The 22,975-nt window shown below is 62.0% G+C and carries 18 protein-coding genes; 4 read left to right on the top strand and 14 right to left on the bottom strand.

What is annotated here, in order from left to right; translation table 11 throughout:
- Window positions 1-5 precede the first annotated feature (5 nt).
- Genes ACA046_RS11645 through ACA046_RS11635 form a run of 3 tightly spaced genes read right to left on the bottom strand, consistent with a single transcriptional unit; the run spans window position 6 to window position 3,915 of the window.
- Window positions 6-1,259 carry an acyl-CoA dehydrogenase family protein gene (locus tag ACA046_RS11645; protein WP_497676559.1) on the bottom strand — a complete coding sequence of 418 codons (1,254 nt, stop codon included), beginning with the start codon at window positions 1,257-1,259 and terminating at the stop codon, window positions 6-8.
- Between the two features lie 23 nt (window positions 1,260-1,282).
- Window positions 1,283-2,215: an ABC transporter permease gene (locus tag ACA046_RS11640; RefSeq protein WP_497676558.1), complete on the bottom strand. Its 933-nt coding sequence runs from the start codon at window positions 2,213-2,215 to the stop codon at window positions 1,283-1,285.
- Window positions 2,212-3,915 carry an ABC transporter substrate-binding protein gene (locus tag ACA046_RS11635; RefSeq protein WP_497676557.1) on the bottom strand — a complete coding sequence of 568 codons (1,704 nt, stop codon included), beginning with the start codon at window positions 3,913-3,915 and terminating at the stop codon, window positions 2,212-2,214. The genes ACA046_RS11640 and ACA046_RS11635 overlap by 4 nt, the downstream gene beginning before the upstream one ends.
- Before the next feature lie 434 nt (window positions 3,916-4,349).
- Between ACA046_RS11635 and ACA046_RS11630 the strand changes: the two genes are divergently transcribed.
- A complete protein-coding gene (locus tag ACA046_RS11630; RefSeq protein ID WP_497676556.1) occupies window positions 4,350-6,500 on the top strand; it encodes a TonB-dependent receptor family protein in 2,151 nt (716 codons plus the stop codon).
- A gap of 84 nt (window positions 6,501-6,584) precedes the next feature.
- On the opposite strand, the gene ACA046_RS11625 is transcribed toward ACA046_RS11630, so the two are convergent.
- On the bottom strand, window positions 6,585-7,067 hold the full coding sequence (locus ACA046_RS11625; RefSeq protein ID WP_459027804.1) for an Lrp/AsnC family transcriptional regulator: 483 nt from the start codon (window positions 7,065-7,067) through the stop codon (window positions 6,585-6,587).
- Window positions 7,068-7,251: 184 nt separating this feature from the next.
- On the opposite strand from ACA046_RS11625, the gene ACA046_RS11620 reads away from it, so the two are divergent.
- Window positions 7,252-8,292, top strand: a complete 1,041-nt coding sequence (locus tag ACA046_RS11620; RefSeq protein WP_497676555.1) for a zinc-dependent alcohol dehydrogenase family protein — start codon at window positions 7,252-7,254, stop codon at window positions 8,290-8,292.
- 166 nt (window positions 8,293-8,458) lie between these two features.
- Window positions 8,459-9,511: a hypothetical protein gene (locus ACA046_RS11615; RefSeq protein ID WP_497676554.1), complete on the top strand. Its 1,053-nt coding sequence runs from the start codon at window positions 8,459-8,461 to the stop codon at window positions 9,509-9,511.
- A gap of 43 nt (window positions 9,512-9,554) precedes the next feature.
- Here ACA046_RS11615 and ACA046_RS11610 read toward each other — a convergent pair whose 3' ends face one another.
- The 3 genes from ACA046_RS11610 to gabT are packed head-to-tail and all read right to left on the bottom strand — an operon-like array spanning window position 9,555 to window position 12,074.
- Window positions 9,555-10,043, bottom strand: a complete 489-nt coding sequence (locus tag ACA046_RS11610; protein WP_010449292.1) for an Lrp/AsnC family transcriptional regulator — start codon at window positions 10,041-10,043, stop codon at window positions 9,555-9,557.
- Between the two features lie 45 nt (window positions 10,044-10,088).
- Complete coding sequence (locus tag ACA046_RS11605; protein ID WP_318301565.1) at window positions 10,089-10,733, bottom strand: HAD family hydrolase; 645 nt, start codon at window positions 10,731-10,733, stop codon at window positions 10,089-10,091.
- 48 nt (window positions 10,734-10,781) lie between these two features.
- A complete protein-coding gene (gene gabT / locus ACA046_RS11600; protein ID WP_167665060.1) occupies window positions 10,782-12,074 on the bottom strand; it encodes a 4-aminobutyrate--2-oxoglutarate transaminase in 1,293 nt (430 codons plus the stop codon).
- A 193-nt stretch (window positions 12,075-12,267) separates the two neighbouring features.
- Between gabT and ACA046_RS11595 the strand changes: the two genes are divergently transcribed.
- Window positions 12,268-13,194, top strand: coding sequence for a 2-hydroxyacid dehydrogenase (locus tag ACA046_RS11595; RefSeq protein ID WP_497676553.1), 927 nt, complete (start codon window positions 12,268-12,270; stop codon window positions 13,192-13,194).
- Window positions 13,195-14,478: 1,284 nt separating this feature from the next.
- On the opposite strand, the gene ACA046_RS11590 is transcribed toward ACA046_RS11595, so the two are convergent.
- The 7 genes from ACA046_RS11590 to ACA046_RS11560 all read right to left on the bottom strand — a co-directional run bounded on the left by ACA046_RS11590 (window position 14,479) and on the right by ACA046_RS11560 (window position 22,975).
- Window positions 14,479-15,564, bottom strand: coding sequence for a tartrate dehydrogenase (locus tag ACA046_RS11590; protein ID WP_497676552.1), 1,086 nt, complete (start codon window positions 15,562-15,564; stop codon window positions 14,479-14,481).
- Between the two features lie 20 nt (window positions 15,565-15,584).
- Window positions 15,585-17,045, bottom strand: coding sequence for an NAD-dependent succinate-semialdehyde dehydrogenase (locus tag ACA046_RS11585; RefSeq protein ID WP_497676551.1), 1,461 nt, complete (start codon window positions 17,043-17,045; stop codon window positions 15,585-15,587).
- A gap of 117 nt (window positions 17,046-17,162) precedes the next feature.
- A complete protein-coding gene (gene argE / locus ACA046_RS11580; RefSeq protein WP_459027788.1) occupies window positions 17,163-18,320 on the bottom strand; it encodes an acetylornithine deacetylase in 1,158 nt (385 codons plus the stop codon).
- The gene (locus tag ACA046_RS11575; protein ID WP_497676550.1) at window positions 18,317-19,471 is read right to left on the bottom strand and encodes an NAD(P)/FAD-dependent oxidoreductase; all 1,155 of its coding nucleotides are present in this window, start codon (window positions 19,469-19,471) and stop codon (window positions 18,317-18,319) included. Before ACA046_RS11575 ends, argE begins: the two co-directional genes overlap by 4 nt.
- Window positions 19,468-20,847, bottom strand: a complete 1,380-nt coding sequence (locus ACA046_RS11570) for an FAD/NAD(P)-dependent oxidoreductase (RefSeq protein WP_497676549.1) — start codon at window positions 20,845-20,847, stop codon at window positions 19,468-19,470. Before ACA046_RS11570 ends, ACA046_RS11575 begins: the two co-directional genes overlap by 4 nt.
- A complete protein-coding gene (locus ACA046_RS11565) occupies window positions 20,829-21,137 on the bottom strand; it encodes a (2Fe-2S)-binding protein (protein WP_167665066.1) in 309 nt (102 codons plus the stop codon). The genes ACA046_RS11570 and ACA046_RS11565 overlap by 19 nt, the downstream gene beginning before the upstream one ends.
- Window positions 21,134-22,975, bottom strand: coding sequence for an ABC transporter ATP-binding protein (locus ACA046_RS11560; RefSeq protein WP_497676548.1), 1,842 nt, complete (start codon window positions 22,973-22,975; stop codon window positions 21,134-21,136). Before ACA046_RS11560 ends, ACA046_RS11565 begins: the two co-directional genes overlap by 4 nt.

The raw sequence follows: 22,975 nt of genomic DNA, 5'->3' as shown, positions 1-22,975 counted from the left end.
AGGGCTCATACCGCACTCGCTTCGTCGCGGGCAGCCTGCTGCTCGGCGTCGGCGGCTTGCAGGCTGCGCCAGGCGGCATTCGGGGTGACGTCGTTGAGGTAGTAATTGCCCAGGGCGCGTTCGCGAAAAATCGCCGGGTTGTGGGAGGCCAGGGTTCGCGCATTGCGCCAATGCCGGTCGAAACGTCGCGACTCACTGGTGGCGGAGGCGCCGCCGACTTCGAACAGCAGCGTGGTGGCTTCCAGCACTTGTTCCAGCACGATCTGTTGGGCCTGAAAGGCGCGGATCTCAGCCTCGGTGTAATGCTGTTCGTTGGCGTAGCCGCCCTGCTCCGCTTCGTGCACCTCTTGCAGCACCTCGGCGACAGCCAGCACCTGGGTGCGGGCGGCATAGGCCAGGCTCGACAGGCGGCCGATCACCCGCTGCACCAGCGGATCATCCTTGGGGCTCGATTGCCCCGGCACGCCAAACGCGCGGGTGCGGCCTTTGACGAATTCGGTGGCATCGCGCAGTACCGCATTGGCGATGCCGGCCAGGGTCGCCAGGTGGAACAGCTGGTAGAACGCGCTCAGGTAGGACTCGGCGCGCAGCTCGTCTTTCTTGAAGCGCCGCACGATGTGCTGCGCCGGTACGTCGACCGCCTTGAAGCGCGTGGTGCCGCTGCCGGTGAGGCGCTGGCCAAAGCCATCCCAGTCATCCTCGACGGTGACACCCGGCGCGTCGGTACGTACCGCCAGGCTGACAAAATCCTCGCCATCCAGGGCGACGGCGGCGATCCAGTTGGCGTACAGCGTGCCGGTGCAGTAGTACTTCTCACCGTCCAGTTGCCAGCCGGAGTCGACTGCGCTGAGCGTCACCGAGTTGCGGGTGGTGTCGGTGCGCTCGGCCATGGCGGCGCCCCACAGTTCGCCGTCGACGACTTTGGCGAACCAGTAATCCTGGGACTCGCTGTCGCGGCTGGAAAGCCGGCCTTCGACGAAACCGAAATGCGCGCGCACGATCTGCGGCAGGTTTGAATCAGCCCCCCCCAGTTCGATCAACAGGCGAAACAACTGCGGCAAACTCGCACCCAGGCCGCCCTGGGCCAGGGGCACGCGCAGGGCACCGAAGCCGGCCTCCCGCAGCCACGCTACCGCGTCATGGGCCAGCTCGCGTTGCTGCTCGCGGGCGACGGCGGTGTCGGCTATCCGTGCAAATACGTCGGCGAAACGCTGGTGCAAGTCGGCATAACTCACTGCAGCGGGGATCGAAGCACTCATGGTTTTTCCTTCTTCAAAGACACTCACGCTTGATTGGCCCGGGGGTCAATCCAGCGGTTGATCAAGTCGACGGCCAGGTTCACCAGCACGTACACCGTGGCCGCGAGCAGGGTCACCCCCAGCACCATCGGCACGTCTTTGTTGCTGGTGGCATCGAGCATCAAGCGCCCGATGCCCTGGCGTGCAAACAGCAATTCCACCACCACCGCGCCGCCCAGCAGGCTGGCGAATATGAACCCGGCCAGGGTCACCAACGGCACCAGCGCGTGACGCAAGGCATGGCGCAGGCGCACGGCGGTTTCGGACAGGCCGCGTGCGCGGGCCATGGCGATAAAGGGTTGTTCGAGGGTGTCTTCCAGGGACTGGCGCAGCAGTTGGGTCAGCACCGCAGCCACCGGCAAGGCCAGCGCAACAGAGGGCAGGATCAACGAACGCCAGCCCACGGAACCGGACGGCGGCAACCAATGCCAATGAAACGAAAACACCAGTAACAGCAGCATGCCGATCACAAACGAAGGCGCCGACGACAGCACCAGCTCGCTGCCGGAAACGACTGAGCGCACCCAACGCGAACGGTTGGCGGTGAGGATCGCGCACACCAGGGCCAACACCACCGCCAGCAGCGCCGCGCTCAGGGACAGTTGAATGGTGGCGCCGATCTGCTCGGCAATCGCCTGCTGCACCGGGATGCGCAGGCGGTAGGACTCGCCGAGGTCACCATGGGCCAGGCGGACCAGGTAATGGCCGTATTGCACGATCAGGGGCTGGTCCAGGCCGTATTCGGCACGCACCCGGGCCAACAGTTCCGGTGTGGGCATCGAATCCGGACCGCCAAGGATCGCCAGTGCCGTGTCACCGCCGCTGAAGTTGACGGCGAGAAAGGTCAGCGTCGCCGCGCCCCACAGCACACCGATGCCCGCCAGCAGCCGCCAGGCGATGGATTTGAACAGGCTCATGGTTGCCCCCGGTCCAGCCAGATGCTGGTGAAGAACGGTACGTTGTGGGAGGTATCGAAGATCACGCCCTGGACTTGCCGGCCATACGCGGTGAGCACCTGGCTTTCCACCGAAGGCACCGCGGGAACGGTTTCGGTCAGGCGCTTTTGCGCTTCGCCGTAGAGCGCCTGCAACTCCACCGGATCGCGGGATTGGCGAGCGGCGCTGAGTACCCGATCCAGCTCGGCATCGCGGAAGCGCCCGACGTTCTGGCCGATGATCTTGTCGGTGCTGATGGCTTGGCTGTGATAGAGCACGAACAGGCCGTCGGGCGTGTTGGTGTGCCAGTAACCGCCGGCCAGCGCCTGGAACTTCCCGGCGTAGCGTTTCTCGGTCACCCGGGTCAGCGGCAGCATTTCGATGGGCATCTCGAAGCCGACTTTTTTCAGGTCGGCCTGGATCGCCACCGAGACGCTGGCGGGAAACGCCGGGTTGTCATAGGACAGCATCGTTGCCTTGAGGCGCTGCCCGTCCTTGGTTCGATAACCCTGGGCGTCGCGCCCGGTCCAGCCGGCTTCGTCCAGCAGCGCATTGGCGGCTTTGACGTCGTAGGCCAGGGCGTCGTTGTTGGGTTGATAAAACCGGGTGTTGGCCGCCAGAAAATCCGCCTTGGCGATGTATTCGCCGAAACCTGAAATCCATGCCAACCCTTCGCGGTCGATGGCCTTGGCGACTGCGCGGCGCACGCGTACATCGTCAAACGGTGGCTGTTCAACGTTGAAGGTCATGCTGCGGCTCGGGTTGCCTTTGCGAATCCGGCTGCGCATCACCAGGTCCGGGTTGGCGCGGATGGCGGCGGCGTTCTGGGCCGGAGCGTCGAGGGCGAAATCCGACTGGCCGGACTCCAGCGCCGTCAAGCGGATCATGGCTTCGGGGACGTAGCTCAACTCGATACGGTCCAGGTAGGCCTCACCCTTGTGCCGCGTCACCGGTGGCGCCCAGTTGTAGCCGGAGCGCTTGATGAACACCGCGCCCTGGTCACGGGTGTAGCTCTGCAACAGGAACGGGCCGCTGCCGATGGGATGTTCAGCGATGGTCTTGGGCGCTTCGCGGATCTGTTTTGGCGAGATCATGCTCAGCCAGGACTGCGCCAGCACATCCAGGAATGGCGTGTAGGGTTCGCGCAAGTGGGCTTCGAAGGTGTAGTCATCGATGACCTTGCCACCCAGGTATGGCGCGATGTAGGCCGCAGCGAGCGGGGACTTGGTGGCCGGATCGCGCATGTGTTCCAGGTTGGTTTGCAGCGCCTGGGCGTTGAATTTCTCGCCGTCGCTGAAGGTCACGTCATCGCGCAGGTGAAAGGTGTAGGTCTTGCCGTCCTCGGAGATGTCCCAGGAGCGGGCCAGCCATGGGCTGATATTGCCCTGCTCGTCCTGATACACCAGGCAATCGTAGAGAATTCGGCCCATCCATTGGATGTTGCCGTTGGATAAGGCGTGAACATCGAAACTACCGGCGTCGGAGGCGGCGGATACTCGCAAAGTTCCACCGCTGCGACCAGGTGACGGCTCATAGAAGTCCGTCGCCGAATAAGTCACCACACCATTAGTGACGGCGCCATCGGCCGCCGAAGTTTTATGTTGTGGTGCCGCAGCCGGTGAACAGGCATTGATCGCCAGGGACAGAGAAATAACCGCCGACAGTTTAAATATAGTTGTCAATGACGCGTCCTTAGAGGAACTCGATGAACACCGAAAGCTTGCAACTGCAGGGTGTAATGCAGTGAGCATGCCAGTCTTTAAGAAACGCCATCCTGACAACAAAACAAGCGCGAAACCCTTACAAAACGGGCGCAACCCTGCCAAACACTTATATGGTTATACCCGTTATACGACCTTGAGTTGTTGGCTGCCTTACACACTGCTTATCAACTGTTGCGTTCGCGACAGTTGCCGTAAATCCGGCCAATAAAGTTGACTGTTGAAAATCAAACACTGATTCAAAACAAAGTACCCCGCAGAACACTTACCTCCCACTAAGCGCTCGTAATCCTTGGCAAATAGCGTTGGCATAAAAACTGCTCAGAGCAAAACAGGCATGACTATTCGAATAGAAAGCTGGGGCTATCTTTATCTATTCACAAGGAACACGCTTAATGGATCCAATCTTTCGGGGAGAGTTGCAAAAGTTGACACTTGCCGTGCGGCAAGCAACTTGGCTGGCGATGTTGGGACTGGGCTCGGCCCTGGTCTTTTCCGCCAGCGCACAGGCAGAGGATGAGGTCACACCGACAACCGGTACACGGCTAAAGACCGTGACGGTAGAGGCACAAAAAATCACGCCCGTTGAGGCGGCAAAGAGTCAGTTGTCCGAGGTGCCCGGCGGCACCAGCGTGGTCGACAGCGAACAGGTGGCCAAGGGGCGCACCGCCACCTTGCAGGACACCCTCGCCTATCAGCCGGGCGTATTCGTGCAGTCCACCGGTGGCAATGACGCGGCCAAGATCTCGATTCGTGGCTCGGGGGCCAACACCTCGCCGGGCTATTTCCGTGAGGGCATCAAGTTCCTGTTCGACGGCCTGCCGATCACCGGCCCGGGCGGCACACCCTATGAGTTCCTCAACGGCTCGGGGGTGAACTACACCGAAATCCTGCGCGGTGCCAATGCCTTCCAGTACGGCGCGCTGAGCCTTGGCGGCGCCATCAACTTCGTCAACCAGACTGGCTACACCGCGCCCGGGCTGCGGGTGCGCGCGGAAACCGGGAGCTACGGCTACAACAAACAAAGCCTGAGCGTCGGCGGCGTCGAGGGCGCGTTCGATTACTACCTGAATGCCGACAACTACCGCAGCGACGGCTACCGCGATTACAGCCTGTCGAAAAGCCAGGGCGTAGTGGCCAACTTTGGCTACCGCTTCAGCCCGCAACTCGAAACCCGGGTGATGCTGCGTTACCGCGACGAGTTCCACAACGACCCGAGCGCCACCACCCTGGATGCGGTGAAGCACCACTCCGACCGCGCCAGTGCCACCGCCGAAAGCAGCGGCGCCGGCAGCGGTCGCCCCGGCAGCGTATGGCTGGGCAGCAAGACCACCTACACCTTTGAGGACGACGCCACCCTGTCGGTGGGTTTCGTCTACTACCAGTACGCCCACAACAACAGCCCGAACAGCCCGAGCAACCCCAGCTACTGGGACTGGCATGACCTGAGCGCGGTGATCAACTACGACCGCCGCGACACCCTGTTCGGCCACGAGAGCCGCTCCAGCCTGGCCTTCACCTCCACCGAACACCTCAAGGGCCAGGTCGACTCCACCTTCGCCAACAAACAGACCCGCAAGTTCGTCGACTACAGCTCATCGTTCGATCACGTGTTCTCCGTGGGCAACGACCTGGAACTGGTGGACGGCCTGTGGCTGACCAGTGGCGTCTCGGCGATCAACGTACGCCGCCATGCCGACGTCAAAGAAGCCCTGGTGGCCAACACCACCACGTACCCGAGCGATGTGACCTACGACAACTGGAGCCTGGCACCGCGAATCGGCGTGCGTTACGAGTTCACCCCGCAACTGCAAGTGTTCGCCAACGTCAGCCGCTCCGTCGACCCACCGGCGTCGTGGGAATACTCCGGCTCCGGGCCGACCTCGCCGTACGTACGGCCGCTGGTTGAGCAGAAAGCCAATACCGTGGAAGTCGGGATCAAGGGTTCATCGGGCATCTTCGACGGCAGCCTGGCGCTCTACCGTTCGTGGGTGAAAAATGAATTGCTCAACGTGCAGATCATTCCGGCGACATCCACCGCAGCTGCAATCACCGGTGCATTCAACGCCACACCGACGATCCACCAAGGCATCGAGGCCGGCCTGAATACGCGCCTGTGGGAAAACACCTCGGGTGAAAAAGTCACCCTGCGCCAGGTGTATACCTACAACGACTTCTACTACCGGCACGACCCGACCTTCGGCGACAACCAGTTGCCGGGGATTCCGAAGCATATCTATCAGGGCGAGGTGCAGTATCAGCACCCGGCGGGCTTCTATACCGGGGTGAATGTGCAATCGGCTTCGCGTACGGCGGTGGACTATGCCAACAGCTTCTATGCGCCCTCCTACACCATCTTCGGGGCGAACGTGGGGTATGAAACGCCGAGCAAGGACTGGAAGGTGTCGCTGGATGTGAAGAACCTGACCAATCAGAAGTACGTGACGGCGGTGCAGCCGCTGTATGACGCGAAGGGGCAGGATACGGCGTCGTTGTATCCGGGGGATGGGATCGGGGCTTATGTGGCGGTGGAAATGCGCTACTAAGCCTGCACTGATCAAGCATCGGCGGCTGGGGTTAGTCGTAACCTTGGCCGCCGAGCCCATCACCGAAGAGCGCGTTGCAGGCCCTCAGATACTCAGAAGCTCGGCCACCGGAAAACGATGCGTGGTCTTCATTTCCCGCAGCGACAGGTTCGAGCGGATGCTCAATACGCCCGGGAGCTTTCTCAGCACCTTTTCAACGAACTTGCTGTAGCTGTCCAAGTCTCTGGCGACGACCTGAAGCAAAAAATCCGCCTCGCCCGTTGTATTGTGACAACTGAGTACCTGAGGCGCTGACGCGATGATTTTTTCAAACTTTTCCGTGGCTTCTTCACTGTGGTCACTGCAGGAAATCTGAACAAAAGCCATCACCCCCAGCCCCAGTTTTCTACGATTCAGGATGGCTTGGTACCCCTCAATCACCCCGCACTCCTCGAGGCGCTTTTGTTTGCGCCAACAGGACGCTTCGCTGAGGGAAAGTTGCTCCGCCAATTTGACATTCGACAGTCGCCCATCTCGCTGCAGTCGCTCTGATATTGCAATGTCCACCTTATCCAAACGCTCGAGCATGGTTGATCCTTTCAATTAGGGGTCGGCTCATGGAGATTAATTTCATTCGCCGCACACTATCAACCGCAATCTGAAAGGCAATTTCAACGCACTTGCACATAATGGATCAGCACTGATTCGAGCCGCCCCGCACACGAGGTCAATCGAATACAGCGCAGTGTCTATCCAAGTAGAGGTGACTTTCATGAAAGCAGTTGTCTACGAAGCCTTTTCCCAACCGCCGCGCCTGATGAACGTCGAAGACCCGACGCCAGAGCGTCACGGCGTGGTCATACAGGTGCGCGGCACGGGCGTTTGCCGCAGCGACTGGCACGGTTGGAAGGGGCATGATCCGGACATTCAACTGCCGCATGTTCCCGGGCATGAGCTTGCCGGCATCGTGGCGGAGGTTGGCAGGGACGTCACTCGGTGGAAGGTCGGCGACCGTGTGACGGTGCCCTTCGTAGGTGGTTGTGGCGCGTGTCCCGAGTGCAACAGCGGTAACCAGCAAGTCTGCACTACCCAGTTTCAACCGGGCTTCACTCATTGGGGTTCTTTTGCCGAGTACGTCGGTATCCACCAGGCCGACCTGAACCTCGTCGAACTCCCGCAGAGCATGGACTTCGCGACTGCTGCGAGCCTGGGCTGCCGCTTCGCCACGTCATTCCGCGCGGTTGTTGACCAAGGCAAAGTCAGCGCTGGACAGTGGGTCGCGGTGCATGGCTGCGGAGGCGTGGGCCTGTCCGCCGTGATGATCGCCCAGGCTCTCGGCGCGAACGTCATCGCCATCGATATCTCGCAGGAAAAACTCGAGTTGGCACGCGCGCTCGGCGCCGTTGCAACCGTGAACGCACAAGGCGTTGCGGACGTCACCGAAGCCGTGCTGGAAATCACCCAGGGTGGCGCCCACGTATCGCTGGATGCATTGGGCCATCCCACCACGTGCTTCAACTCCATCAACAACCTGCGCCGTCGAGGCAAACACGTCCAGGTGGGGCTGATGCTCGCCGACCACGCCACGCCGGCAATCCCCATGAGCAAGGTCATCGCGCACGAGCTTGAGATCTACGGTAGCCACGGCATGCAAGCCCATCGTTATGACGCGATGATCCAGATGATCACCAGCGGAAAACTGGCCCCGGAAAAACTCGTGGGTAAAACCATCAGCCTGGAGCAGTCCATCGATGCGTTGATGAACATGGATCGCTTCGAGACAGCCGGCGTAACCGTCGTGACACTGGACTAGAGAATGGACTGATTTAATCCAGTTACCGATGGCGGCAGACTAGAGCGTGATGCAAAATCCGTACATCCAAAGACCTTATTTTATTGATGAACCTCTCGAAGTGCTCAACAGTAAAATATTGTGAATCATGCGGCAGTACGATCACCCATGGAAGGACTGACAATTTATGGCAAAAACACGCGCGTTCACCTCACCCTATGAAGCCGGCCCGGAGCACATGGTCACCGCAAGACAAGTCGCCCATCAGCGCCTGACACTGTTCAATGGACAACCTACACCCGACCGTTTCTTCAGCACCCATCGGCCCGGAAAGCGCGTTCCGGTCAAACATGTCATGAAGGGAAACAGCTGCTACTTCTCCTATATCGGCGACGGTGCCGGCGGCCATGGCGAGGGGGAGTCGCTGAATCACCTCTTGTTCAAAGAGGCGCTACTCACCGTCACCACAATGACCTTGAACCTCGCTTTCCCCACAAGCGGCAAGGCAAAGAAAGTCCATCAAATCCCGATCACCATCAGCCATATCGAACCGGAAAAGTTAGTGGTTACCGCCAATGGAAATCGCTATGTGGATATCTATCTGGAGTTCCAGGCAGAGCATTGGCTGGGCACCAAGTGGGACGGCAAACTGTACTTGGAAATCCATAACACTCACGCGGTGGACGCCATCAAGCAGAGCGAGCTGAGAGCGCTCGATATTCCGCTAGTGGAGGTCAGTATTCCCAAGCTTTTCGAGTACATGACCCCGGAAGAGGACACGACTGATGAACGCGAAGATGCACACCGTCAACGCATCAAGAAGATACTGGAAAGTCCGAACGGCTACTTGCAGGGCGTCGTGCTGAGCAACCCGAGTTCGAAGGCATTTCTGGAGTCGATGATCCAGGAACAGTTCAAAAGAATGGAAGCACTCAAACAGCAAAATATCCACCTCGATCAGAAGGTGAGCACCGCTGAAGCTGCCCTGGGGCAAGCCCAGCAAAGCACTGCAGATACAGCAACGAAATTGCTCGAAGTGACCAGGCAACGCGATGCGCACACCGTCGCGCTTAACAATGCTGCCAATGAGCTAAAGACAATGACGAAGGCGCGCGACGAGCTTCTATCGGACCAGCGTGCCTTTATTATTGAGCGACGCTGGTTGATCGCAGGTTTCTGCCTCATGACGCTGCTATGTGCAGGATCCGTATGGCTGTTCGGAACTCAGTTGCCGAGCTAATACCGACAGGTCTCTGTAGTCGACCTGCACGCGGCAGGCGACTTCAGTGGCGCAGCAATTTACGCAGGGGCACGCCGTCCTTGAGCACCGGCGACTTGATGACGATATAGCTGAAGTACTTGGAGATACCAATGTTCTTGTCCAGCAGGCTCTCCACCACTTCCTGGTAATGCTGGATGCTGCGGGTCATGAAGCGCACCAGGTAGTCGTAACCACCGCTGATCAGGTGGCATTCGAGCACTTCGTCTACCAGGCGGATATTGGATTCGAACTTGGCGAAGTCTTCACGCTTATGGTCGCTGAGGGTGATCTCGGTGAACACCGTGACCGAATCGGTAATCTTGGCCAGGTTCAAGTGCGCCTTGTAGCTGGAAATATACCCCGCCGACTCCAACCGCTTGACCCGTTGCAAACACGGGCTGGCAGACAGGCCCACGGCGTCGGCGAGGCTGACATTGGTCATCCGGCCGTCCTTTTGCAGTTCAACCAGAATACTGATATCGATCCGGTCCAGCTTCACTTGCCCTTCCATTACGTACCTCTTGACTGCCGTTTGTAAGACAATCTTCTAGCAAAATCAGCGCCGTAAAGACAGCTGATGCTGAGCCACCAGATCCGCCATGCTGCTGATGCAGTACTCCGCCGCGCACGGCGAAGGCTGCCGGGGCCGTTGGCGGCCGATCAGGCAGCGGTCGAACACCCCGTGCGCCGCGACCGACGGTCGTGTCACATGCAGCACGGGCTGCACATCCTCCGCTTGTTCGCTGAGCCATTGCAGGTCATCGGCCAGGGAAATGAAATCTTCCGGTGCAATACCCAGCCGCTCACACAACACGCCACGGTCCTCCGCGTCACGGTCGCCACGCACCAGTAGCCGATAGAACTTGCGCAGGTACAGCATAGCCCCCGGCGCATCCTCGAACAGCGCCCAACTGCCGGCGCTGCGGGCAAAGCTCATGCCCTCCTCCCAACTGGCGTGGAGCCCCCAGCGCTCGGCGAGTTGGCGATGGGCGAAACACAGCACGCCACTGAAGCCCAACTCGGCGAAGCGCGGGTAGAGATTGGCGACCACCGTGTTGTACTCGGCCAGCACTTGCTCCCTGGACGGGTGCCCGCCACGGCTGTCGAGCAGCGGCTGCAAGGCGGCCAACACACCCGAGTCGCGGTCCACCAGCACTTCATCGCAATCGATCAGCAACGCTCGATAATCTGTCAGTCCCATGTGGGGTCAAGTCTCCAATGATGCGGTTCACCCTGAACAAGCACAGGCTCAGTTCAAGACCCGTGCCAAGGCGCCGTCGAGTATCTGCAAGGCTTCGTCGACCTGGGCCTCGGTCGTCACCAACGGCGCGAGAAAGCGCAATACGTTGCGATGCACGCCGCATTTGATCACCAGCAACCCGCCGGCGCGGGCTTCATCGATCAGCCGTTGGTTGAGGTCGGCGTCCGGGGTGCGCGCCGGGTCATCCTGGATCAGTTCGATTGCCAACATGAAGCCGGTGCCGCGCACATCGCCGATACGCGGGTAGCGCGCCTGCAAACCGAGCAGGCCCTGGCGCAGGCGTTCGCCCAGCCGTTGGCCGCGTTCGAGCAATTGCTCCTGCTCGAACGCGCTGATCACCGCCAGTGCCGCCGCGCACGCCAACGCATTGCCGCCGTAGGTGCCGCCCAGGCCGCCGGGCAACGGCGCATCCATGATGTGCGCCTTGCCGACCACACCGGACAAAGGCAAGCCGCCGGCCAGGCTCTTGGCCACGGTGACCAGGTCAGGCTGGATGCCGGCGTGTTGGAAGCCGAACCAGGTACCGGTACGGCCGAAACCGGTCTGGATCTCATCCAGGATCAACACAATGCCGTGCTTGTCAGCCAACGCACGCAGCGCCTGGAGAAACTCCGCAGGCGCCGTGAGGAAGCCGCCGTCGCCCTGCACCGGCTCAATGATGATTGCCGCGATCCTCTCCGGCGCCACTTGGGTCGCCAGCAGTTCATCCAGGGCTTTGAGTGCCATCTCGCTGGTCACCCCGCGATAAGCATTCGGATACGGCGTGTGGAACACCTCCGGTGCAAACGGCCCGAAGTTCTGTTTGTAGGGTTGGCTCATGCCGGTGAGTGTGGTGCCAAGCAAGGTTCGACCATGGAAGCCGCCCCGAAAAGCGATCACCGCCGAACGATTGGTGTGGGCACGGGCAATCTTCACCGCATTTTCCACGGCCTCGGCGCCGGAGGTGAAAAACGCAGCCTTATAGGCTTCCTGTCCGCCGACCATTTCACACAGCCGCTGTGCCAGGTCGAGGTAAGGCTGGTAGGCAACCACCTGGAAGCAGGCGTGGGAGACCTTCTGCAACTGGGCCTGCACCGCAGCCACCACTTTGGGATGGTTATGCCCGATGTTCAGCACGCCGATCCCGCCGACGAAATCCAGGTAACGCTTGCCATCCACGTCCCACAACTCGGCGCCCTGGGCACGGTCGATCACCAGGGGGTGCGCGGTCACCAGGCCACGGGGCACGAATTGATCGCGCTGACGCAGCAAATGAGGGGTTTCGTCGACTTTGCTATTCATGGCAGTTCCCATCGTGAATGCAGCAACCGGAAAGTGGTTGCGATGCGGTTCAGAGTAAGGCTTGCGGGCAACCAACTACGCCGAACTTGGCCCGTGAGAAATTCGGATCGACTGTTTTGCCCCCACCTTTCAACAGATCCTGCGCCGGGCTTGGGGGATGATGAGGGCTACCCGAACCCTGCAGGAAATGCCCATGGCCTTGCTCTACAAAGCTGACCCGGTGCGCGGCCAACATTGGCAGGCACTGTTCGCCGAACACGCGCCGCAGATCGAATGGCGCGCCTGGCCCGACATCGGTAATGCCGAAGAGGTGGACTACCTGGCCGCCTGGCAGGCGCCCGACAACCTCAAGCAAGTACTGCCCAACCTGAAAGTGCTGTTTGCCTTGTCGGCCGGGGTCGACCAACTGGACCTCTCCCGCCTGCCGCCCGACCTGCCCGTGGTGCGCCTGCTAGACCCCGGCATCACCCGCGGCATGTGCGAATACGCCAGTTGGGCGGTGCTGAGCCTGCACCGCGATATGTTGCGCTATCGCCAGCAGCAAGTGGCGCGCTGCTGGCAGGCGCACCTGTTACAACCGGCCGTGAATCGCAGGGTCGGCGTGATGGGCCTGGGCACCCAGGCCCAGCAGATTCTGGCGACGTTGGCGCCGTTGGGGTTTGCGCTGTCGGGCTGGGCCCGCAGTGCTTATCAGTTGGCAGGCGTGGACTGCTACGCCGGTGAACACCAACTGCCGACGTTCCTCAGCCAGTGCGACATTCTGTTGTGTGTGCTGCCGTTGACCGAGCAGACCCAAGGCATTCTCGACCGCCAGCTGTTTGCGCAGTTACCGCGTGGGGCGGCGCTGATCAACATGGGGCGTGGCAGGCACCTGGTGGAGGAAGACTTGCTGGAGGCATTGGGCAGTGGGCAACTGAGCGGTGCAGTGCTGGATGTACTGCAGGAGGAACCCGCGCCGGCGGACCATCCATTCTGGGATCACCCGCAGATTATGCTGACGCCACATATCGCGGCGATGACCCAACCGGCGAGTGCGTTTGGGGTGTTGCTGGAGAATATCCGGCGGTATGAGCGCGGCGAGCCGATGCTGGGTGAGGTGGATCGGTGCAAGGGTTATTGATGCATGGAGATCCAAATGTGGGAGCACCTGACTTGATGTGGGAGCCGTCGAGCCTTCGAAGCCGCGATGGCGGTGGGTCAGCCACCATCAATGTCGACTGTGCCGACGTCATCGCAGCCTCGCTTAAGCTCGACAGCTCCCACAGAAAACCTGTGTAACCGATGCAATCAGGCGCCGGCGCGCTGATGGCCAAGCTGGCACCCTGCAATTTGGCGGCTGACAAAGATCAAATGTGGGAGCCGTCGAGCTTTAGCGAGGCCGCGATAGCGGTGGGTCAGGCAACTTCAATGTCGCCTGTGCCGACCTCATCGCAGCCTCGCTAAAGCTCGACAGCTCCCACAGAAAACCTGTGTAACTGATGCAATTAGGCGCCAGCGTGCAGATGGCCTAGCTGGCACCCTGCAATTTGGCGGCTGACAAAGATCAAATGTGGGAGCCGTCGAGCTTTAGCGAGGCCGCGATAGCGGTGGGTCAGGCAACATCAATGTCGATTGTGCCGACGTCATCGCAGCCTCGCTAAAGCTCGACAGCTCCCACAGAAAACCTGTGTAACTGATGCAATTAGGCGCCAGCGTGCAGATGGCCTAGCTGGCACCCTGCAATTTGGCGGCTGACAAAGATCAAATGTGGGAGCCGTCGAGCTTTAGCGAGGCCGCGATAGCGGTGGGTCAGGCAACATCAATGTCGATTGTGCCGACGTCATCGCAGCCTCGCTAAAGCTCGACAGCTCCCACAGAAAACCTGTGTAACTGATGCAATTAGGCACCGACGCACTGATGGCCAAGCTGGCACCCTGCAATTTGGCGGCTGACAAAGATCAAATGTGGGAGCCGTCGAGCCTTAGCGAGGCCGCGATGGCGGTGGGTCAGGCAACTTCAATGTCGATTGTGCCGACGTCATCGCAGCCTCGCTTAAGCTCGACAGCTCCCACAGAAAACCTGTGTAACTGATGCAACTAGGCGCCGGCGCGCAGATGGCCAAGCTGGCACCCTGCAATTTGGCGGCTGACAAAGACCAAAATGTGGGAGCCGTCGAGCCTTAGAGAGGCCGCGATAGCGGTGGGTCAGGCAACATCAATGTCGCCTGTGCCGACCTCATCGCAGCCTCGCCGGGGCTCGGCAGCTGCTACAGTGTGAGTGCCAGGCCGCGCTCCTCCAGCTACCGCACAAAACTGTTCAAACTCTGCGACACCGTGCACCGGCGCCAGATCAGCCGAGTGCGGGGTGTCAGCCAAAGATATTTCAACTGAACCACTGGCTCCCACTTTTTTTGACCGTGCGCGCTTTAGATCGGGAGCCTTTGGGCAATCGCCAACCCGACATCCTGAGTTGAGCCCTTCCCGCCCAGATCCGGCGTCACCACGCCCTCGGCAATCACCGACTCAATCGCCTGCAAGATTCCGTCATGGGCCGCTCGATACCGCTCATCGCCGTTGCCAAGGAAATCCAGCATCAACGCCCCCGACCAGATCATCGCTATGGGATTCGCAATGTTCTGCCCGTAAATATCCGGCGCCGAGCCGTGCACCGGCTCGAACAATGACGGAAAGCGCCGCTCGGGGTCGAGGTTGGCCGACGGCGCAATGCCTATCGTCCCGGCGCACGCCGGCCCGAGGTCGGAGAGGATGTCGCCGAACAGGTTCGACGCCACCACCACATCAAACCGGTCCGGTTGCAGCACAAACCGCGCGCACAGGATGTCGATGTGCTGCTTGTCCCAACTCACTTCGGGGTAGTTGGCCGCCATCAATGCGGTGCGCTCATCCCAGTAGGGCATGCTGATGGAAATGCCGTTGGACTTGGTCGCCGCCGTGAGCTTCTTGCGCGGGCGGGACTGGGCCAGGTCGAAGGCAAACTTGAGGATGCGGTCGACGCCGCGCCGGGTGAATACCGACTCCTGCAGCACGAACTCATGTTCGGTGCCCTCGAACATCTTGCCGCCCACCGAGGAGTATTCGCCCTCGGTGTTCTCGCGAATCACCACAAAGTCGATGTCCCCAGGCTCGCGCCCGGCCAGTGGGCACGGCACCCCGGGAAACAGCCGCACCGGGCGGATGTTCACGTACTGGTCGAAGTCGCGGCGAAACTTGAGCAACGAACCCCACAGGGAAACATGGTCCGGGACTTTGTCCGGCCACCCCACGGCGCCAAAGTAGATCGCATCAAACCCCTTAAGCCGCTCGAACCAGTCCTCGGGCATCATCTGCCCGTGTTCCAGGTAGTAATCGCAGTGGGCCCAGTCGAGCACTTCGATGCTCAGGTTCAGGTCCCAGATCCTGGCGGCCTGTTCCAGTACCCGCAGCCCTTCGGGCAACACTTCCTTGCCAATGCCATCGCCGGCAATCGCAGCGATTCTGAATGCCTTGCTCATGGTGCGTGCCTCGCAAAAATTCAGTTCAAGCCGCCGATATGGAAGGCTTTGACTTCAAGGTATTCGTCCAGGCCGTACTTGCTGCCCTCGCGCCCCAGGCCCGATTGCTTGATGCCGCCAAACGGCGCGACTTCCATCGAGATAATCCCGGTGTTGAGCCCAACCATGCCGAACTCCAAAGCTTCGCCAAAACGCCACGAGCGCTGCAGGTCCTGGGTGAAATAGTAGGCGCCCAGGCCATACGGCGTGGCATTGGCCAGGGCCAGCGCCTCGGCTTCATCCGTAAAGCGCATCAGCGGTGCCACCGGGCCGAAGGTTTCTTCATTGGCCAGCAACATGCCGGCGTGGGTGTCACCCAGCACCGTGGGCTGCACGAACTGGCTGTCACCCGTGGGGGTCGCGCCACACAGCAACTTCGCGCCCTGGCTCAGGGCATCGACAATATGCCGTGCGACCTTGTTCACCGCCGCGGGGTTGATCAATGGGCCGATGGTCACGCCGTCTTCCAGGCCGTTGCCGACCTTGAGCTTGCCCACCTCTTCCACCAGCCGTGCGGCGAAACGCGCGTAGATACCGGCCTGTACCAGGATGCGGTTGGCGCACACGCAGGTTTGCCCGGCGTTGCGAAACTTGCTGAGCATCACCCCGGCCACCGCCTGTTCCAGGTCGGCGTCGTCGAACACGATAAAGGGCGCATTGCCCCCCAGTTCCAGGCTCAGGCGCTTGATGTGCTCGGCGCTCTGGCGCATCAACAGGCGTCCGACAGCGGTGGAGCCGGTGAAGGAAATCTTGCGCACCGCCGGGTTGCCGGTCAGCTCCTCACCAATACCGGCGGGCAAGCCGGTGATCACATTGAACACCCCGGCCGGAATGCCGACGCGCTCGGCCAGCACCGCCAGGGCCAAGGCCGACAGTGGCGTGAGGTCCGACGGTTTGACGATGATCGGGCACCCGGCGGCCAGCGCAGGCGCACATTTGCGGGTGATCATCGCGTTGGGGAAATTCCACGGGGTAATGGCGGCGCACACGCCCACGGGTTGCTTGAGGGTCAGCAGGCGGCGGTCGCCACTGGGCGCGGGCATGGTTTCGCCGTAGACCCGGCGGGCTTCCTCGGCGAACCATTTGACGAAACCGGCACCGTAGCGCACTTCGCCGCGGGCTTCGTTCAGCGGCTTGCCCTGTTCGCGGGTCATGATCAGCGCCAGGTCATCAAGGTTGTCGATCATCGCCTGGTACCAGCGCTCCAGCAGCGCCGCACGCTCGGCGGCCGGGCGTGCACGCCAGGCGGGCCAGGCACGTTCGGCGGCTTCAATGGCGCGGCGGGTATCCACCCCGTCCATCGCCGGAACTTGAGCGAGCAAGTGGCCGGTAGCGGGGTCGCGGATGTCCAGGGTGGCGCCACTGTCAGCAGCGATCCACTGGCCATCCACATAGGCGAGTTCAGCCAGCAGGCTGGGGTCTTGCAAGCGATTCTTGAGCATGGTCGAGTCCTGATCCGAGACACGCTCCAGTCTAGGGAGGTGCCGCAAACGAGGATGCCGAAAGCGCGATTAAAGCAGCGTGCCGTGCTGAAATTCACCCCAGGACGGCAGGCTCTGCTAGGCCCTGAGTGAACCCAGCAGTCCTTGCAAGAAGCGCTCGCCGGCGTCCATTTGGCTGATCTCGATAAACTCGTCGGGCTTGTGCGCCTGCTCGATGGAGCCTGGGCCGCACACCACCACCGGTACGTCCAGGCGCTGCTTGAACAGGCCGCCCTCGGTGCCGAACGAGACCTTGGAGGTGCCGGTGCCTGGCGCGGCGAATTGCTTGAGAAAGCGCACCGCCTCGACGCTGGGATGGGTATCGAGGCCGGGATAGACGTTGATCGTTTCGATCTCGATGGCCGCCACGCTGGACAACTTCTGTGCCTCGCGCACGATCACTTCAGCGCGCTCGCGCATCTGCTCCAGGAACTGGTCCAGATCGTCGGCCGGCAGGTTGCGTACTTCAAAATCCAGGGTGCACAGGTTAGGCACGATATTCAGCGCCTTGCCGCCGACGATCTGCCCCACATGCACGGTGCTGTAGGGCACGTCGTAGTCGCTGTCCTGTGCGCCGTGGTGTTGCAGTTGCTGCTGGCTCTCGCGCAGGGCAGCGATAAAGTCGCACGCCACATGAATCGCATTGACCGAGCGTGGCGCCAGGGACGAATGGGCCTCCTGGCCCCGGCAATACGTGCGGTAAGAGCCCTTGCCCTTGTGGCCCAGCACAAACTGCATATTGGTCGGCTCTCCGATCACGCACAGAAACGGCCGCACCGGCGCCAGGTGCAGCACGTCGAGCAAGCGGCGCACACCGACGCAACCGATCTCTTCGTCATGGGACAGCGCCAGTTGCAGCGGGCGGTTCAGGCTGTGGTCGGCGGCATCCAGCATCGCGTCGATGGCCAGGGCGATAAAGCCCTTCATGTCGCAACTGCCGCGCCCATAGATACGCCCATCCTGCACGGTGGCGGCGAAGGCGGGAAAGGTCCAGGCCTGCCCCGCCGCCGGCACCACGTCGGTGTGCCCGGACAACAAGACACCGGGCTGCTCCTTGGGCCCGGTGCTGGCGAACAGGTTGGCCTTCTTGCCGCTCTGGTCTTTGACGATCAGCGACTCGATGCCTTTGGTCAGCAGCAGGTCGCGTACGTAGTCGATCAGGGCCAGGTTGGACTCCGACGACACGGTGTCGAAGGCCATCAGGTGTTTGAGAATCTCGAGAACGCGGGGTTTCATGAGGCCTGGCTCCGTTGCTTGGCAGGTGGGGCGAAGCGGGTGATGGAAAACGGTTCGATCGGGGTACTGGTGCTCCCGGTGCTCAGCAGTTCGGCCATCACATCACCGACGCCCGGGCCGAGCTGGAAGCCGTGGCCGCAAAAACCGAACGCATAAAACAGGCCGTCGACGGTGCCACTGGCGCCCATCACCGGCAGCGAGTCTGGCAGGTAGCCTTCGATGCCACTCCACACGCGGATGATATTCAGGTTACCCACGCCCGGCAGCAGGCGGCGCATCTGGCTGACCTGGTTGAGGATGCTGCGCGGTTCCACATAGGCGCGGCGGTTGAGCATGTCTGGCTTGCTGCGGTAACCGCCGCCGATGACGATATTGCCCCGGGGAATCTGGCGGAAGTAGATCACTTCTTCAGGAATTTTGGTGTACACGCCGATAACCGTCGGCAGCGCATAGGGCACCGGCTCAGTCACCGCCATTTGCGGGCCGTGGGTCTCCAGCGGTACCGGTTCGCCGAACTGCGCCGAGAGTTTCTGGCCCCAGGCGCCGGCGGTGATCAAGAGTTGCGCGGCGTGGAACTGGCGCCCATCGGTGGTGGTGATCTGAAAGTCGGCGCCGACCTTCTGCACCTCGGCGACTTCAGTGCGCTCTTCGATCTGCGCCCCCAGGCGCCGCGCGGCGCGAGCAAACGCCGGCGCGGCCAGACGCGGGTTGGCGTGGCCATCGTGAGGCGCATAGGAGCCGCCCTTGACGTCGGGGCCGAGGAAGCCGAAACGTCGATGCAGCTCGGCACCGCGATAAATCTTCAGGTCCAGCTGTTCAGCTTCCGGCGCGGCCGCATAGGCTTCCAGCTCGGCGATTTCATCTTCGCGGTAACACACGCGCATGTGGCCGCTGGGGATGAACTCCAGGTCGTCATCGATCAGTTCCGGCAGGCGCTTCCACAGCGCCCAGGAGCGGTTGGCCAGGGCCAGTTGACCAAGGAAGCGCCCTTGCCGCCGCACATTGCCAAAGTTCACGCCACTGGCGTACTGGCCGATCTGGTCGCGCTCCAGCAGGATCACTGAATGCCCGCGACGACGCAGAAAAAACGCGGTCGCCGAGCCCATCACACCACCGCCGACAATCACCACATCGGCTTTTTGAACGCTCATGGCGATACCTCCTCGGTAATCAGCATCGACAAGGGTTTGACCGGCGCCTGGCCGCGCTGGCGACCGACCTCCTGGACCTGCACGCCCGCAGCGGCGGCGATCACTTCAGCCCCGGCCTGGGAGCAATAACGCCCCTGGCAACGGCCCATGCCCACGCGGCTGAACGCCTTGGCGCGATTGACCTCGCAGGCGCCCTTCTCTTTCACCGTGCGGCGCAACTCGCCGGCGCTGATCATCTCGCAGCGGCACACGATGGCGCTGTCCGGCAGGGCCTTGGCCTGTTCGCTGGGCCAGGGGAACGCCTGGGCCAGGCCAAGGCGAAACTGATCCATCACCGCCAAGGCCTGCTGTTGCTCATCACGCAGCGCGGCGTTCACCGGTTGCTGCAGATCTTCGAGCAGCGCCAACGCCACCAGGCGCCCGGCGTGTTCGGCGGCATCCGCGCCGCGAATCTTCGAACCGTCACCGGCCGCATACACGCCTTTCACCGAGGTGCGTCCGGCGTCGTCGGTGGCCAACCACCATTGGCTGGAGGCGTGGTCGAACGCCATGGTGCAGCCAGCCAGGTCGCCCAACTGGGTTTCCGGTCGCAGGTGATAGCCCAGCGCAACGGCATCGGCCTGCACCGTAGCCACCCGCCCACTGCCCGTGGTGAACCGCACGCCCATCACACCATTGGCCGCGTCGCCCATGACTTGCAGCGGCTTGATCCCCAAGTGCACCGCCACCTTGGCGCGGTACAGTTGGGCCAGCAGCTTGATCCCGGTAAACAGCAAGCCCGGCCGCGCCAGCAGTTTGGGCAGGGCCTTCAGGCGCAGGCTAAAGGGAGACGTATCGAGCACCGCAGCCACTTCGGCGCCGACCTTGACGTATTGGCTGGCGACCAGATACAGCAACGGCCCGCTGCCCATGAACACCACGCGATGGCCGATGGACACGGCCTGGTTTTTCAAAGCGATCTGCGCCCCGCCCAGGCTGTAGGTGCCCGCCAGTTGCCAGCCCTCGATGGGCATCAAGCGGTCAGTGGCGCCGGTGCAGAGGATCAGCGCATCGTAATCCACGGTGCTGTGGCGCCCCTGGCTCACACAACACAGTTGCCCGGGCGTCAGGTTCCACACCAGGGTGTCGGGGCGGTAGTCAATGGCGCCGCGCAGGCGATCAAAACTCTGGTGCAGGTGCTGGGCCTTTGCGGCTTCGCTGCCGTACAGGGTGGTGTAGTCCCGGGTGAACCCGTCGGGCTGACGGCGGTAGATCTGCCCCCCGTCGCGGCGGTTTTCATCAATCAGGATCGGCTTGATCCCGGCCGCCAGCAAGGTTTCGGCGCAGCGCACGCCCGCCGGCCCCGCGCCCACAATAACTACCCGTGCAGTGGCCATGTCGCCTCCGGTTGTGTGGTAACGATGTCCAGCCCGTCACGGACTTCATTGGAGCAGGCACGCAGGCGTTCGCCGCTGCGGGTCCATACCCAGCAGTCCTGGCACGCGCCCATCAGGCAGAAACCGGCGCGGCGCCCGCTGTCGAATTCCGACTGGCGCAGCGCGTTGCCCTGGGTCAACAGCGCGACCATCAGGGTGTCGCCCTGCAAGGCCTCGATGACTGCACCATCCACGGTCAGGCTGACCGTCGGCCGGCCCTGTTCGGCCAACCTCACAAAACGCCCCTTCATGCATAGGCTCCCAAGCTGGTGGTGGTGACGCCCCGCTGGGTATTCAGCAACTGGGCGCTGTCGTGGTGGCAAAGGATTTCACCGCCGTTGTCGAGGGCTCGGCGACTCGGCGCAGTACGGTTGCACAGGCCGTCGACGCGTACCGGGCAGCGATTGAGGAAGGTGCACAGTTCCGGCACATTGGCCCGTTCGCCGATCACTGGCAGCGTTTCGCACGCGGTGTCGCAGGTTTCCAGCCAGCCCTGACGCAACTCGGGCACCGAGTGAATCAGCAGGTCGGTGTAAGGGTGAAACGGTGGCTCGGCAAACGACTGACGGCTGCCGGCCTGCACCTTGTGGCCGCTGTACATCACCACAATGTCATCGCACAACGCACGCACGGTGGAGATGTCATGGCTGATAAACAGGTACGACACCCCCAGTTGCTGGCGCAGGTCGCGCAGCAGTTCGAGGATCGCCGCGCCCACCACCGTGTCGAGGGCCGAGGTGACTTCATCGCACAGGATCAGGTCGGGCTTGGCCGCCAGCGCGCGGGCCAGGTTGACCCGCTGCTTTTGCCCGCCGGACAGCTCGTTGGGACGACGTTCGGCGAGGGAGCGCGGCAGGCGCACCAGGTCCAGCAACTCACCGACGCGCGCCGTCAAGGCAGCGCCCTTGAGGCCGAAATACATCTTCAGCGGACGGCTGAGGATGGCCGCCACGCTGTGCATCGGGTTGAGCGCAGTGTCGGCGTTCTGGAACACCATCTGGATACGGCGAAACTGCTCCGGGCTTCGCTCGGCGAGGCTGCCGCCCAAGGGTTGCCCGTCGAAGGTCAGGCCGCCGAGGGCCGGGGTCAACAGCCCGGCCACCACCCGCGCCAACGTGGACTTTCCGGAGCCCGACTCGCCGATCACGCCGATAGCCTGGCCACGGCGCACCGTGAGATCGATGTCTTCGAGCACCCGAATCGACGGCATGCCGTGCATGTTTTTATTGCCGTAACCGGCGGTGAGGCCGCTGATGGTCAGCAGTGGCAGGTCTTCGGCAATCCCGCTGGGCGGGCGAATGGTGGTGTCTGGCCGCGCAGCAGCCAGCAGGCTGCGGGTGTACTCGTGGGTCGGCGCCTTGAGCAGCGGCGCCGTGGCGCTTTGCTCGAGAATCTGCCCGCCATTGAGCACTACGATCTGGTCGGCCATTTGCGCGACCACCGCCAAGTCATGGGACACGTAAACGGCCGTGGCGCCGCGCTCACGCACCACCCGTTTGAAGGCGCGCAGCACGTCGATCTGGGTGGTCACGTCCAGCGCCGTGGTCGGCTCGTCGAGCACCACCAGCACCGGGTCGCTGATCAGCGCCATCGCTGCCATCACCCGCTGCAGTTGCCCGCCGGAGACTTGGTGCGGGTAGCGCCGGCCAATGCGTTCGGGATTGGGCAGGGCCAGGTCGCGGAACAAGCCGATGGCCTTGGCTTCCAGCTCGACCCGGGTGCCCAGGCCATGGATCAATGCGCCTTCCACCACTTGGTCGATGAGTTTCTTGGCCGGGTTGAAAGCCGCTGCGGCGCTTTGGGCGATATAGGACACGCGATTGCCGCGCAGGCCCTGCAGCTGTTTTTCGCTCAAGGCGAGCATGTCGTGTTCACCGACCTGCACCACCCCGCCCGACAAACGACAGCCGCGCCGTGCATACCCGAGCAAGGCCAGGGCGATGGTGGTCTTGCCCGAGCCGGACTCACCGATCAACGCCAGCACTTCGCCTTTTTCCAGGGCAAAGCTCACGCCTTTGACGATTTCTACCTCGCCGTGCTCACCGCAGGCCACTACGCGCAGGTCTTCGACGCGAATCAATTGGGTCAT

It is taken from the genome of Pseudomonas sp. LBUM1641 (genome assembly GCF_059716235.1).
Note: the sequence above shows the minus strand (reverse complement) of the source record. Positions and strands in the feature narration are given on the sequence as shown.